The sequence below is a fragment of the Staphylococcus sp. GDY8P198P genome (assembly GCF_017891615.1).
GTDB classification, from domain to species: domain Bacteria; phylum Bacillota; class Bacilli; order Staphylococcales; family Staphylococcaceae; genus Staphylococcus; species Staphylococcus cohnii.
The window spans coordinates 106,378-119,768 of record NZ_JAESJQ010000004.1 but is presented as its reverse complement, the minus strand read 5'-3'; the positions used below and the strand labels follow the sequence as shown (position 1 = coordinate 119,768).

At 31.1% G+C, this 13,391-nt stretch carries 16 protein-coding genes; 3 read left to right on the top strand and 13 right to left on the bottom strand.

The genetic code is table 11. From position 1 onward, the window contains the following. Nucleotides 1-3 precede the first annotated feature (3 nt). From ahrC to KA824_RS03370, 10 genes are all read right to left on the bottom strand, one after another. Nucleotides 4-456 (bottom strand): transcriptional regulator AhrC/ArgR, encoded by a 453-nt coding sequence (gene ahrC, locus KA824_RS03415; RefSeq protein ID WP_019468379.1) that lies wholly within the window; start codon nucleotides 454-456, stop codon nucleotides 4-6. A gap of 308 nt (nucleotides 457-764) precedes the next feature. Further along, nucleotides 765-1,652 carry a polyprenyl synthetase family protein gene (locus KA824_RS03410; protein ID WP_107524509.1) on the bottom strand — a complete coding sequence of 296 codons (888 nt, stop codon included), beginning with the start codon at nucleotides 1,650-1,652 and terminating at the stop codon, nucleotides 765-767. Continuing rightward, complete coding sequence (locus tag KA824_RS03405) at nucleotides 1,639-1,884, bottom strand: exodeoxyribonuclease VII small subunit (RefSeq protein WP_107385149.1); 246 nt, start codon at nucleotides 1,882-1,884, stop codon at nucleotides 1,639-1,641. The genes KA824_RS03410 and KA824_RS03405 overlap by 14 nt, the downstream gene beginning before the upstream one ends. After that, a complete protein-coding gene (xseA, locus tag KA824_RS03400) occupies nucleotides 1,874-3,214 on the bottom strand; it encodes an exodeoxyribonuclease VII large subunit (protein ID WP_107385148.1) in 1,341 nt (446 codons plus the stop codon). Before xseA ends, KA824_RS03405 begins: the two co-directional genes overlap by 11 nt. Before the next feature lie 14 nt (nucleotides 3,215-3,228). Then, the gene (nusB, locus tag KA824_RS03395) at nucleotides 3,229-3,615 is read right to left on the bottom strand and encodes a transcription antitermination factor NusB (RefSeq protein ID WP_019468383.1); all 387 of its coding nucleotides are present in this window, start codon (nucleotides 3,613-3,615) and stop codon (nucleotides 3,229-3,231) included. A 113-nt stretch (nucleotides 3,616-3,728) separates the two neighbouring features. Further along, the gene (locus tag KA824_RS03390) at nucleotides 3,729-4,091 is read right to left on the bottom strand and encodes an Asp23/Gls24 family envelope stress response protein (RefSeq protein WP_071560408.1); all 363 of its coding nucleotides are present in this window, start codon (nucleotides 4,089-4,091) and stop codon (nucleotides 3,729-3,731) included. Between the two features lie 21 nt (nucleotides 4,092-4,112). Next, entirely contained in the window at nucleotides 4,113-5,462 is a 1,350-nt protein-coding gene (gene accC / locus KA824_RS03385; RefSeq protein WP_107385147.1) for an acetyl-CoA carboxylase biotin carboxylase subunit, read from the bottom strand. Further along, the gene (gene accB, locus KA824_RS03380) at nucleotides 5,462-5,935 is read right to left on the bottom strand and encodes an acetyl-CoA carboxylase biotin carboxyl carrier protein (RefSeq protein ID WP_107385146.1); all 474 of its coding nucleotides are present in this window, start codon (nucleotides 5,933-5,935) and stop codon (nucleotides 5,462-5,464) included. Before accB ends, accC begins: the two co-directional genes overlap by 1 nt. A gap of 252 nt (nucleotides 5,936-6,187) precedes the next feature. Beyond that, nucleotides 6,188-6,745, bottom strand: coding sequence for an elongation factor P (efp, locus tag KA824_RS03375; protein WP_019468387.1), 558 nt, complete (start codon nucleotides 6,743-6,745; stop codon nucleotides 6,188-6,190). A gap of 27 nt (nucleotides 6,746-6,772) precedes the next feature. After that, entirely contained in the window at nucleotides 6,773-7,831 is a 1,059-nt protein-coding gene (locus tag KA824_RS03370) for a M24 family metallopeptidase (protein ID WP_107386455.1), read from the bottom strand. Between the two features lie 103 nt (nucleotides 7,832-7,934). Here KA824_RS03370 and KA824_RS03365 point away from each other — a divergent pair, with 103 nt between their 5' ends. Beyond that, the gene (locus KA824_RS03365; RefSeq protein WP_107505163.1) at nucleotides 7,935-8,516 is read left to right on the top strand and encodes a hypothetical protein; all 582 of its coding nucleotides are present in this window, start codon (nucleotides 7,935-7,937) and stop codon (nucleotides 8,514-8,516) included. A 27-nt stretch (nucleotides 8,517-8,543) separates the two neighbouring features. Then, nucleotides 8,544-8,762, top strand: coding sequence for an SA1362 family protein (locus KA824_RS03360; RefSeq protein WP_107385151.1), 219 nt, complete (start codon nucleotides 8,544-8,546; stop codon nucleotides 8,760-8,762). Between the two features lie 102 nt (nucleotides 8,763-8,864). Here the strand turns inward: KA824_RS03360 and KA824_RS03355 are convergent, their stop codons facing one another. Beyond that, nucleotides 8,865-9,695 carry a lipoate--protein ligase family protein gene (locus tag KA824_RS03355; protein ID WP_107385152.1) on the bottom strand — a complete coding sequence of 277 codons (831 nt, stop codon included), beginning with the start codon at nucleotides 9,693-9,695 and terminating at the stop codon, nucleotides 8,865-8,867. 173 nt (nucleotides 9,696-9,868) lie between these two features. Here KA824_RS03355 and KA824_RS03350 point away from each other — a divergent pair, with 173 nt between their 5' ends. Next, nucleotides 9,869-10,255 carry a rhodanese-like domain-containing protein gene (locus KA824_RS03350; RefSeq protein WP_107385153.1) on the top strand — a complete coding sequence of 129 codons (387 nt, stop codon included), beginning with the start codon at nucleotides 9,869-9,871 and terminating at the stop codon, nucleotides 10,253-10,255. Between the two features lie 317 nt (nucleotides 10,256-10,572). Here KA824_RS03350 and gcvPB read toward each other — a convergent pair whose 3' ends face one another. Together gcvPB and gcvPA are read right to left on the bottom strand one after the other, a co-directional pair. Further along, nucleotides 10,573-12,048 carry an aminomethyl-transferring glycine dehydrogenase subunit GcvPB gene (gene gcvPB / locus KA824_RS03345; RefSeq protein WP_107385154.1) on the bottom strand — a complete coding sequence of 492 codons (1,476 nt, stop codon included), beginning with the start codon at nucleotides 12,046-12,048 and terminating at the stop codon, nucleotides 10,573-10,575. Next, the gene (gene gcvPA, locus KA824_RS03340; protein ID WP_107385155.1) at nucleotides 12,035-13,387 is read right to left on the bottom strand and encodes an aminomethyl-transferring glycine dehydrogenase subunit GcvPA; all 1,353 of its coding nucleotides are present in this window, start codon (nucleotides 13,385-13,387) and stop codon (nucleotides 12,035-12,037) included. Before gcvPA ends, gcvPB begins: the two co-directional genes overlap by 14 nt. Nucleotides 13,388-13,391: the final 4 nt, after the last annotated feature.

The following is a 13,391-nucleotide window of genomic DNA, read 5'->3' as shown; positions in this document are numbered from 1 at the left end:
TACTTATAGTAAATTAAAGATACGCGTTTTAATTTTTTCACTTGCAGATTCATCTCTGCATATAATTAAACAAGTATCATCACCACAAATTGTTCCTAGCACTTCATCCCAGTCTATTTGATCTAGGATTGCTCCAATTGATTGAGCGTTACCAGGTAATGTTTTAAGTACTAAAAGATTTCCTGTACCATCAATGTTTACAAATGAATCCATTAAATAACGACCAAGTTTTTCTAATGGATGATATTTTCTGTCATTAGGTAAACTATAAACATATTGACCAGAAGGTGTAGGTACCTTAATTAATTGTAATTCTTTAATGTCACGAGAAACAGTTGCTTGAGTTACATTTAACTCATATTCATTTAAACGCTTTACCAATTCATCTTGTGTTTCAATTTTTTCATTAGATATAATTTCTCTTATTTTAATATGTCTTACTGATTTTTTTGCCATGTGTAGCACCTCTATAAACGAATATTTATACAATGATTTTAACACATGGATGATGATACTACTACTAAAGTTAATCTAATTGAAATACTTTTATTCACTGTTATATATACTGCTTGCCTATTTTCTTAGATTGTTTAATATTGCACATACTTCTATTTTATACTGCTAATACTGTTACAATTTTAGTAGCAAATGAATATTTATTTATAAAATTATAAATTCTTATAAATAAAAAATCATGCTACGATCAGTAGCATGACTTAATATTTGAAATAATATAAAAGTATCAAAAACAGTTAATAAGTTTTTTAAGATTCTCTATTATTAAATAATTCAATTATAAATTTTAGATTACTTGTGTCATACTGCTCAGGTAAACGAGCTAAACAAGCATATGCAGATTCAGTATGTGACTTTAACTTCTCTTCTGCACCATTATGTCCTAACAATGAAACGTAAGTACTTTTATCATTTTCGATATCACTACCTGTAGCTTTTCCTAGTTTTGCTTCATCACCGTAAATATCTAATAAATCATCTTTTATTTGGAACATTAATCCTAAATGTTCACTATATGATTCCAATAAACTGGCGACATTGGTTTCGGGCTCAGCAATATCTACTGCAGCCATTACAGCAAATTTTAATAACGCTCCTGTTTTAGCATGATGTATATGTTCTAAAGTATTCAGGTCTACTGCAGATCCTTCACCTTCGCTTTGCATATCTAGCGTTTGACCGCCCACCATACCTAAATGTCCACTTGCAGATGACAAGCGCTTGATAAGTTTTACTTTAACATCATCTTTCAGATTGTCATCATTAATAATAATATCAAAAGCTTTTGTGAGCAATGCGTCACCAGCAAGTATTGCTTTCCATTCACCATACACTTTATGATTTGTCAATTTACCTCTTCGATAGTCATCATTATCCATTGCAGGTAAATCATCATGAATAAGAGAATACGTATGTACCATTTCTAATCCAAGTGCTGAAGAATAGCCAAGTTTGTAATCCTTTGCTAACATGTCCAGTGTTAATAAAAGTAAAACAGGCCTAATTCGTTTGCCACCTGCTTCTAACGAATATCTCATACTATTTTCTAAATCTGTATTTAGTGATGAATTCGGAATTGATTTTTGCAATAATTTATTTATTTCATCAGTTAAATTGTCAATTTTATGATTCATCATGATTTTCTTCCTTTTCAGTTTCTTCATCGCCTTCAACATTTTCTTCAGACATAAGTTCATTCACTTTTTTTTCAGCATTTTTCAATGTTTCATCACAATTTGCTGATAATGTCATACCTCGTTGATATAAGTTTAAAGATTCTTCTAAAGAAACATTTTCATTATCTAATTTTTGAACTATATTTTCTAATTCTTTCATCATTTCTTCAAAACTTTGTGATTTATTCGTCATCATTACACCTTACTTTCATAACTTGTGCATCAACAGAACCGTCTTTCATTGTTAATACAATATTATCATTTTCAGTTAAATCACTCGTGCTCGTTACTATCTTATCCTCTTTATTCACAATCGTATAACCACGTAACATTGTATTGGTTGGACTAAGATTATTCAAATTCTCTATTTTATTAGTTAAATTATTTCTTTGTTTTACAATGAGGTGATTCATTAATTTTACAAGATTCGTTTGTTGTTGATTGATCGTTGTTTGTTCTCTCTGAATACTTTGTTTGAAATGTTTTAAGTTGAAATTCTGTTTTATTAATTGCAGTTTTTGTACCTGTTGATTAACTTTAAAGTTTATTGCTAAATTAAGTTGTTTTTCTAAATCATCACGTTTTTGAATCTGTTGATCATATAACAAAGTTGGCGTTTTAAATTTATAGTATGAAGCAACATGTTGTAGATACTGTTTTCGATGTTGAATTTGTTGTTTCATAAACCTAGTTAGAGAAAATTTTTGTTGTTGAATATATTGTCTTAATTCATATTGATCAGGTGTAGCCATCACTGCTGCTTGTGTAGGTGTTGCTGCACGTGCATCTGCTACGAAATCACTAAGTGTAAAGTCTGTTTCGTGACCTACTGCTGATATAATTGGTGTTTCACATGTATAAATCGCTTTTACAACATCTTCTTCATTGAAGTTCCATAAATCTTCTATAGAACCACCACCACGCCCAATTATAATAGTATCTACATTTAACTCATCAGCTTGTTTTATTTTTTCAATGATATCATGCTTAGCCTGCTCACCTTGTACTAAAGTATTAATTTGAATTTGTTCAACTAAAGGATATCGACTATTGATAGTTGTATGGATATCCCTTATTGCTGCACCAGTACCTGCAGTCAACACAGCAATTTTTTCAGGAAACTTAGGAATCATTTTCTTGTGGTTTTGATCAAAATACCCATCTTTAGTTAATTTCTTTTTTAATTGTTCTAATTTTTGATATAAATTACCAATGCCATCTATATGCATTTTATTAACATAAACTTGATAATTGCCACGTCTTTCATATACAGAAACACGTGCTTCTAAAAGCACTTCGTCACCTTCTTTAGGCTCGAAGTCAATTTTTGAAGCATTTCCTTTAAACATCATTGCACTGATTACACTATTTTTATCTTTAACATTAAAATAAAGATGACCACTACTATGTTTTTTAAAGTTAGAAAGCTCGCCTTTGAGCAATACATTTTGTAGGTGTGGATCTTGATCAAATTTATATTTAATATATTTAGTTAAAGCTGACACACTTAAATAATCTGACATATTATATCACTCTTTTATTCAATATTACTTAATACACCATTGATGAACTTATAATGATCATCATCACTAAATTGTTTTGCTAATTCAACTGCTTCATTGATGATTACTTTTTGTGGCGTTTCGCTATTTAACAACTCAAAAGTTGACATTCTTAATATGATACGGTCAGATTTTAATAACCTGTCGATCGTCCAATCTTTTAAATGTGGCGCAATTTTGTTATCTAACACAGATTCATGATCTTTTACACCAGTAACTAGCCAATTAATAAAATCAAATTCTAAATCTGGATTATCATCTTTAATAAAACTAATTGCTTCATCAATCGTTAAATCACTATTTTTCATTTCTAATTGAAATAGTGTTTGAAAGGCTTGTGTTCTTGATTCTTTTCGACTCATTATAAACTCCTTTTAGCATTGTACGCTTTATGACTAATATAAAATAGAATTTTGTTAATCACTTGATTATGGAACTCCTGTTTTATGACTACATTAAAGTCATAGTGCTATTTTTAATTTGTAGATACGATATGTGTAATGTGAACATTAATTTGACTTGGTATGATGGTTGTCATCGTAGATAATGAGTTATAAATGGCATTTTGTATTTTTCTTGCAGTTTCTGAGATATTAATGCCGTATGAAAATGAACAATAAACATCTATATGAATACCATCATCTTTTGTATCTACTTTAATGCCACGTGCTAATTGTTTTTTTGTAACTTTTTCAACACTTAAGTCTTTAATTTCTTTAAAGTGTCCTTCTAAGCCTTTTATTTCTGAGGTTGCTATACTAGCTATAACAGTCAAAACCTCAGGTGCTATTTCTATTTTTCCTAAATTGGAATGTGATGATTCTGCTACTTTGACCATTTCACAAACCTCCTATTTAGATTATTCATCCATTATATTATATGTTTCTAAGAAGTTAGTATTAAATTTACCACTTCTAAATATATCGTTATTTAAAAGTCGAATATGGAACGGAATTGTAGTGTCAATTCCTAATACTAAATATTCACCTAACGCTCTCAATCCAGTCATAATTGCTTCATCTCTCGATGGTTCATGAACAATTAATTTTGCTACCATAGAATCATAATATGGAGGGATTGTATAATTAGTATAACATGCGGATTCGATTCTTACTCCAAAACCACCTGGTGCTAGATACTGTGTAATCTTTCCTGGTGAAGGCATAAAGTTTTTATATGGATTTTCGGCGTTAATCCTAAATTCGATTGCGTGTCCTTTGATTTCAATATCTTTTTGTGTGAATGGTAATTTTTCACCCATTGCAACTTTAAGTTGCAGTTTTACTAAATCAATACCAGTTACCATTTCTGTAACGGGGTGCTCTACCTGAATACGCGTATTCATTTCCATGAAATAAAATTCATTAGTGTTTAAATCATAAATGAATTCAATAGTACCAGCATTTTCATAATTAACAGCTTTTGCTGCTCGTACTGCTGCATTACCCATTTCTTGTCTTTTAGCATCAGTTAAGATTGGAGATGGTGCTTCTTCCACAAGTTTTTGCATACGTCTTTGTATTGTACAATCTCGCTCTCCTAAATGGATGACGTTACCATAACTATCTCCCATCACTTGTATTTCAATATGTCTAAAGTTTTCTATAAATTTTTCAAGATACAAGCCACTATTACCAAAAGCAGTTTCTGCTTCTTGTTGCGTCATTTTGAAGCCAGTTTCCAATTCTTTTTCATCACGTGCGACACGTATACCTTTACCACCACCGCCTGCAGTAGCTTTGATAATAACAGGATAACCTATATCTTTTGCAATTTTCTTAGCTTCTTTAATGTCTTTAACTAATCCTTCACTGCCAGGAACTACAGGTACTTCAGCACGCTTCATTTCTTCTTTAGCTACGTCTTTAATACCCATTTTTTGAATTGATTCATAACTTGGACCAATAAATTTAAGTTGACAAGCTTCACAAAGTTCAGCAAAATCGCCATTTTCTGCTAAAAAACCATATCCAGGGTGAACACCATCACATCCTGTAGAAGTCGCAATGGATAAAATATTAGGGATATTTAGGTAAGAATCTTTAGATTGAGTGGGACCGACACAATATGCTTCATCAGCAATTTGAGTATGTAATGCATCTTTGTCTCCCTCAGAATATATTGCTACAGTTTGTAATCCTAAATCGTGACATGCACGTATAATTCTTACAGCAATTTCCCCTCTATTTGCTATTAAAATTTTATTCATTATTTCACCTTAAATAACGGTTGGCCATACTCTACCATTTGACCGTCTTCTACAAGTATTTCAGTAATTTCCCCTGTGACTTCTGCTTGTATTTCATTGAATAATTTCATAGCTTCCAAAATACATACAGTGGATTCGTTTGAAACAGAATCTCCTACTTGAACATATGGACTTTCTTCCGGTGAAGGTGATTTATAAAACGTACCAACCATCGGTGCATTTATTGTTTTCAAGTTATCATTTTCCTGAGAAGAACTTGTCTCTTCAGAACTTTGAGCATCGAGTTGATTTGATACAGCCGATTGTTGTGGTGCAATTTGTTGCATCGGTTGTTGTGAAACTTGAGGTGTAATAATCTCAGTTTCTTTCTCTTTTTTTAAATTAACTATATTCCCTTTATCTTCTATATTAATTTCAGTCAAGCTGGATTGATCAAGAATTTCAATTAATTCTTTAATTTCTTTAAAATTCATAAATACTGACTCCTTCAGATTGTTTTCATTACCTAGTTTATTTTACTTTAGTGAAATGTTCAATTCAAGCATATACATATTTTCTATTATAACTCATTAATTACTATATTTAATCAATGGTTAACGATTATTTGTGTCAAGGTTATTTTCAGTTTATTCTTAAATAACAAAAGCCCTTCCATTTAAATAATTGGAAAGGCTTTTAAGTAATTTGCAAGATACTGTAGTCATATTATGTGTGAAGTTGATGAATTAAGCTCTTGATACGTAACTACCATCGCTAGTGTTAATTACTAAAGTATCTCCTTCATTAACAAATAGTGGCACATTTAATGTATAACCTGTTTCAACTGTCGCAGACTTTGTAGCACCGGTAGCAGTATCACCTTTAATACCTGGTTCTGTTTCTGTGACTGTAAGTTCAACGTTTTTAGGTAATTCAACACCTAAAGTTTCATTTTCATAACTTTGAATTTGAACTTCCATATTTGCTTTTAAGAAATTTAATTCATGTTCTAAATAATCAGCAGATAATTCAATTTGATCAAATGTTTGATTATCCATGAAAACATGTGTATCACCATCAGCGTATAAATATTGCATACGGCGATTTTCGATCATAGCAGTTTCAACTTTTTCTCCGCCTCTAAATGTTTTCTCTTGGATAGCACCTGTTCTTAAATTACGTAATTTAGAACGTACAAATGCAGCACCTTTTCCTGGTTTTACGTGTTGGAAATCTAAAACTTTCCAAATTCCATTATCTACAGAAATTGTTAAACCTGTTTTAAAATCATTAACCGAAATCATTCAGTTTCCTCCTTAATATAAGGTCTTCTATAAAATAATAAGGTCTTTAGACGATTTAGTAAAGCGTTCGCAACCATTTTCTGTAATTAATATATCATCTTCAATACGCACGCCACCAATTCCATCTAAATATATACCGGGTTCAATTGTAACACAATTATTTAACTCTAATGGAGATTCAGATTTTTTAGATAAATTTGGACCTTCGTGTACATCTAATCCAATACCATGGCCCAGTGAATGACCAAACGCTTCACCATATCCTTTTTCAGTGATATAATCTCTTGCAACTGCATCAAGTTCTTTTCCGGTCATCCCTTTTTTAGCTGCTTCAATTCCTTTTAAATTTGCTTGTAATACAATTTGATATATTTCTTTTAACTGAGCATCCGGTTCGCCTATAGCAAAAGTACGAGTAATATCTGAGGCATATCCATTGTAATAAGCACCATAATCTAAGGTGATTAATTCTCCTTGGTTAATTACTTTATCACTTGCTACGCCATGTGGGAGCGCCCCTCTGACTCCAGAGGCAACAATTGTATTAAAAGATGGACCTTCTGAACCTAATTCGAGCATTTTACTTTCTAATTTTGCTTTCAGCTCAAGTTCTGTCATTCCTGCTTTAGCAACTGTTAAAATATACTCATAAGCATCATCAACAATTTGAGCAGCCTTTTGAATATTTGCTATTTCTTGTTCATCTTTGACTTCTCTGATCTTTTCAATTAATCCAGAAATACTTATTAAACTAATATAAGATTTACTTAACTGTAAATAAGTATCATAGCTCACTAAATTACCTTCAAAACCAACATTTTGCACATTTAATTCTTCAAGTGTTGATTTAATAGATTCTATCAATTGCCCCTGTTGCTTAATTACTTTAAAATCAGCAGCCTGAGTAGTCGCTTGTTCTATGTATCTGAAATCAGTAAGTAATAGTTTTTCTTCATTTGTAATAATTAGTGCGCCACTGGTTCCAGTGAATCCAGATAAGTAACGTCTATTATAATCAGATAAAACGATAATTGCTTCTAAATGTTTTGTTTTTAGAGCAGCTTTTAATTTATCTATTCTATTCAACAGTAATCACCCTATTCAATAAATTTGTACATTTCCAATATATACATTAAAATGATAGCATAATTAATGTACAAATTTATAGTTTTTGAATTAGGAGAGAGTTATGAAGAAGAAATTATTCGCTATTTTAAGCGCTTCGTGTATACTCGCTGGGTGTGGGAGCCAAAATTTAGGGCCATTAGAAGAGAAAACAACAAAACTACGTGATGAAAATCATAAATTAAAAAGTAATATTCAAGATTTAAAATTAGAAATAAAAAAAGAAAAAACAAATATTACTGCATTAGAAAAAGATAAAAACAATATTAAGAATGCAAAAAGTAATAAAAATAAGCTGAATCATATTAAAGCGTCTTCTGAATATTATCAAGATGTCGCAAAAGCAATTGATGATTATAATAATATTGAAGATGAGGTTTCAAAAAATAAACAAAGTGAAAAAACTCAAAACAAATTAACAGATATTACTAATAAAATTGATGCTGCTTTTTCTACATATAAAAATAAAATTGATAAAGATAAAATGAATGATGAAGATAAAAAGAAACATAAAAGTATTACTAAATTAAACAAATCATTAGATTCAGCTATGAGTGATATAAGGGATGGCTATAACGAAAAAGATAAGAAGAAACTTAATAAAGGTCAAACTACTTTATCAAAAGTAAGTATAAGTAATGAGTAACGTGACATATAAATAGGAGTGTTTATTTTGAAACAAGCAATATTCTATATCGTAATCGCAATTGCATTAGTTGGTTTAATACTTAACTTAGATGCATTTATATTTAGTTTTGTAAAAATGGCCATCAGTTTAGCTATTTTTGCAGGTATTATTTATTTAATTTACTATTTTTTCTTTTTAACAGAAGATCAAAGAAAATATAAGCGTGCCCAAAGAAAGTATAGAAAAAGAAATAAAAAAAAATAATGTTAAACTTTTAAAGTTTAACATTATCGAAAAATCAAAGCATTTACCCTACAATATTTGAAATTAATTGTGTGGGTAAATGCTTTTTTATAAAGAATAAAATTATTTTCGATAAGTCCATTCTGATGATTGGTACTTTTCAATTAATGCTTCAACTTCTTCATTTTGTTGAGTGGTTAATTCTAAAGGTTTTAAATTAATATTTAATCCTTTTTTGAATCCACTTTCGAATGCGCTTTCCATTTCATCTATAGTGATGTAACGGTCAGATATATCATTAATTGCTACTGCTTTATCAACAAAAGCTTGTTTCATTTTTTCTTTCAAACGGTCATTTTTAAATATAAACATATCAAACAAATCATCGATATCTATATCTTGTAACAATGAACCATGTTGCAGAATAACACCTTTTTGTCTCATTTGAGCACTTCCTGCAATTTTACGTCCTTCTACAACTAATTCATACCAGCTCGAAGCATCGAAACAAACTGCACTTCTTGGTTGTTTTAATTTAGACCTTTCTTCTTTGGATCGTGGAATAGCAAAAGAGGCATTAAAACCTAATGTTTTGAACCCTTCAAGTAAACCCTCAGAAATGACCCTATAAGCTTCTGTAACCGTTTTGGGCATATTCGGATGCGATTCTGGTACAATAACACTATAAGTTAATTCTTTGTCATGTAAGACCCCTCTGCCACCTGTTTGTCTTCTAACAAGGCCGTAACCTTTTTCTGCCACCTTGTCTATATCAATTTCTTTAGTCAATCTTTGAAAGTAGCCAACTGAAAGTGTAGCTGGATCCCATGTGTAAAATCTTATTACTGGGTCAATCTCACCTCTAGAAACAAAATTTAATAACGCTTCATCCATTGCCATATTGTAAAATGGATCATTACTACCCGTGTTGATAAAATGCCATGTTTCAGTCACAATCAAAACTCCATTCATTAAAATTAAATTGTGATAACATCTAATGTGTGTTATCGTTTTCAATAATTGTACAAAAATGTCAGTATTATGTAATTATCATGATAAAAATATTTTGATAATTTGTGCTAACAGTCTTATAATATATAATATCGGTTAATTAGGGAGGATGCAAGATGAGTAATTTTTGGTTTATAGCTTTAGCAATTTTAATAATAATCGTCGCTTATATGTTGTTCAATAGATATTTGAACAAAAAAGCGGTAACAGAATTAAACCAAAATGAATTCCATAATGGTTTACGAAAAGCTCAAGTGATTGATGTGAGAGAAAAAGTAGACTATGATTATGGTCATATTAATGGTGCTCGTAACATTCCAATCACAATGTTTAAACAAAGATATCAGGGATTGAGAACGGATCAACCAATCTATCTTTGTGACGCGAATGGTATTGCCAGTTATCGTGCCGCTAGAATATTAAAAAAGAACGGATATAAAGATATATTCATGCTTAAAGGCGGATATAAAAAATGGACTGGTAAAATCAAATCAAAAAAGTAAATGGTTAAATAAACATTTAAAAATTGAGCTATTAGTTATTTTACTAATAGCTCAATTTTTTTAATAATATATTCCAATAAAGCAGTGAGAGTATTAATTGGAAAATAAGCTTTGTCATCTTAGTATAATTGCAAGGTGAGAGCCTAAAAAATTATAATTACAACCATATATGCTTATACGATTAACGTTTTACATCGATCACAAAAAGGACTAATCCATTTTTATATGGATTAGTCCTCTAAATTTGATTGAGTTTAATATCTCATACTCTTTTTCGTTTATTAAAACCAAAAGATATTTGACTTGTTCTATTAAAATTATTTTTCTGATCTTAAATTCTCAAACTTTAATACTGGTTGACGAGCAGCTTTTGTTTCATCTAAACGATCAATAATCGTTGTATGAGGTGCTTCTAAAACTTTGTCAGGGTTTTCTTTTGCTTCTTTCGCTATTTCAATCATTGTGTCACAGAAATAATCTAATGATTCTTTAGATTCTGTTTCAGTTGGTTCAATCATCATACCCTCTTCTACATTTAATGGGAAATAGATAGTAGGTGGATGAACGCCAAAGTCAAGTAAACGTTTAGCCATATCTAATGTTCTTACACCATATTCTTTTTGTTTTGAACCACTTAATACAAATTCATGTTTACAATATTGCTCGTATGGGATTTCAAAATGTTCTTTCAATCTTGCTTTAATATAGTTTGCATTTAATACTGCTGCCTCTGAAACTTCTTCAAGTCCTTTATTACCCATTGTTCTAATGTATGTGTAAGCGCGTAAATAAATACCGAAGTTACCATAAAATGGTTTAACACGACCGATTGAATGTTCGATATCATTATCATATTTATACACATCATTTTCTTTAACGACCATTGGTTTTGGTAAGAAACTTGCAAGTTCTTTTTTAACACCAACTGGCCCTGAACCAGGTCCACCACCACCATGTGGCCCAGTAAATGTTTTGTGTAAATTTAAATGAACAGCATCAAAACCCATATCTCCAGGTCTAACTTTGTCCATAATTGCATTTAAATTAGCACCATCATAGTACAATAACCCACCAGCTTCATGTACAATGTTTCGAATATCCATGATGTTTTGTTCGAAAATACCTAATGTATTTGGATTTGTAAGCATAATTGCAGCAGTGTTTTCATTGACGAGTCGTTTTAAATCTTCTATATCAACTTCTCCACGTTCATTAGATTTCACTGTAACAGCTTTAAATCCAGCGAATGCTGCTGAAGCTGGGTTTGTACCATGTGCAGAGTCAGGTACGATGACTTCGTTACGATGTCCTTCGCCATTTTTTTCATGAAAAGCTTTGAAAATCATAAGTGCTGTCCATTCTCCATGAGCACCAGCAGCTGGTTGTAATGTAACTTCTTCCATACCAGTTATTTCTTTAAGTTCTTCTTGTAAGCTATGAATAATTTCTAATGAACCTTGTACCTGCGATTCATCTTGTAGTGGATGTGATTCAGCAAATCCAGGTATTCTGGCTATTTTCTCATTTACCTTTGGATTATATTTCATGGTACATGACCCTAGCGGATAAAATCCTGAATCCACACCAAAGTTTTTATTTGATAACTCTGTATAATGACGCACTAAATCTAGTTCAGCTACTTCAGGAAATTCAGCTTTATTTTTTCTGATAAATTTGTCATCTAATAGCTTATTAACTGCCCCATTATCAATTTCTTTTTGGGGTAAAGAATATGCATAGCGACCTTCTTTAGAACGTTCAAAAATTAATGGACTAGATTTACTTACTACCATTTATTTCACCTGCTTTCTTAACAAATGTATCAATTTCATCTTTCGTTCGTAATTCTGTTACTGCAATTAACATGTGATTGTCGAAGTTTTCTACGATTTCACTTAAATCAAATCCACCTATGATGTCTTCTTGAATTAAAGCATCGTTTACATCTTTAACAGGTTTATCAAATTTAACAACAAATTCATTAAAGGATGTACCATTACTAACTTCAAATCCTTGTTGTTTAAATTGTTCTTTAGCATAGTTTGCATTTTCAAAATTTTGAACCGCAATGTCATAGATACCTTGTTTTCCTAAAGCAGACATACAAATTGATGAAGCCAATGCGTTTAATGCTTGATTTGAACATATATTTGATGTTGCTTTATCACGTCTAATATGTTGTTCACGTGCTTGAAGTGTTAACACAAAACCACGGTTTCCATCTTGGTCTTCAGTTTGTCCGACTAGTCTACCAGGTGTTTTTCTCATGAGTTTCTTAGTAGTAGCAAAGAAACCACAATGAGGACCACCAAACTGCGTTGGGATACCAAATGGTTGCGTATCTCCCACTACAATATCTGCACCAAAACTACCTGGAGGCGTCAATAAGCCTAGTGCGATTGGATTTGTATAAACAATGAATAATGCTTTTTTATCTTCGATAAATGATTGGATTTTTTCTAAATCCTCTATTGAACCATAAAAATTTGGGTATTGAACTGCAACTGCAGCAGTATCATCATCAATTGCATTTTCAAGTTTTTCTATATCTGTAATTGTACCATCTAAATCAACTTCAACAACTTCAAATTCTTCGCGTGTTTTTACATATGTGTGTAACACTTGTAGTGCTTGATAATGCATACCTTTTGAAACGACAATTTTATTTTTACGCGTTTGATTAAATGCTAGAATACAAGCTTCTGCGAAACTTGTCATACCATCGTACATTGATGAGTTGGCAATATCCATATCTGTTAATTCACAGATTAATGTTTGAAATTCGAAGATAGCTTGTAACTCACCTTGTGAAATTTCAGGTTGATAAGGTGTATAAGCAGTATAGAATTCAGAACGTGAGATCATTGCATCTACAACTGCAGGAGCATAGTGATCATAAACACCTGCACCTAAAAATGTAGTATGTGTTTCTTTAGTGATATTTTTACTAGCAATTTTATTAAGTCTTTTAGTTAATGTGGTTTCAGATTCAGCATCAGGAATAGCTAATTCTCTGTTTAATAAAATGTCTTTGGGAACATCTCCAAATAATTCACTGATCGATTCAGCACCAATTGTCTCAAGCATTTCATTTTTATCTTGATCTTTTAATGGAATATAACGATGACTCACAATA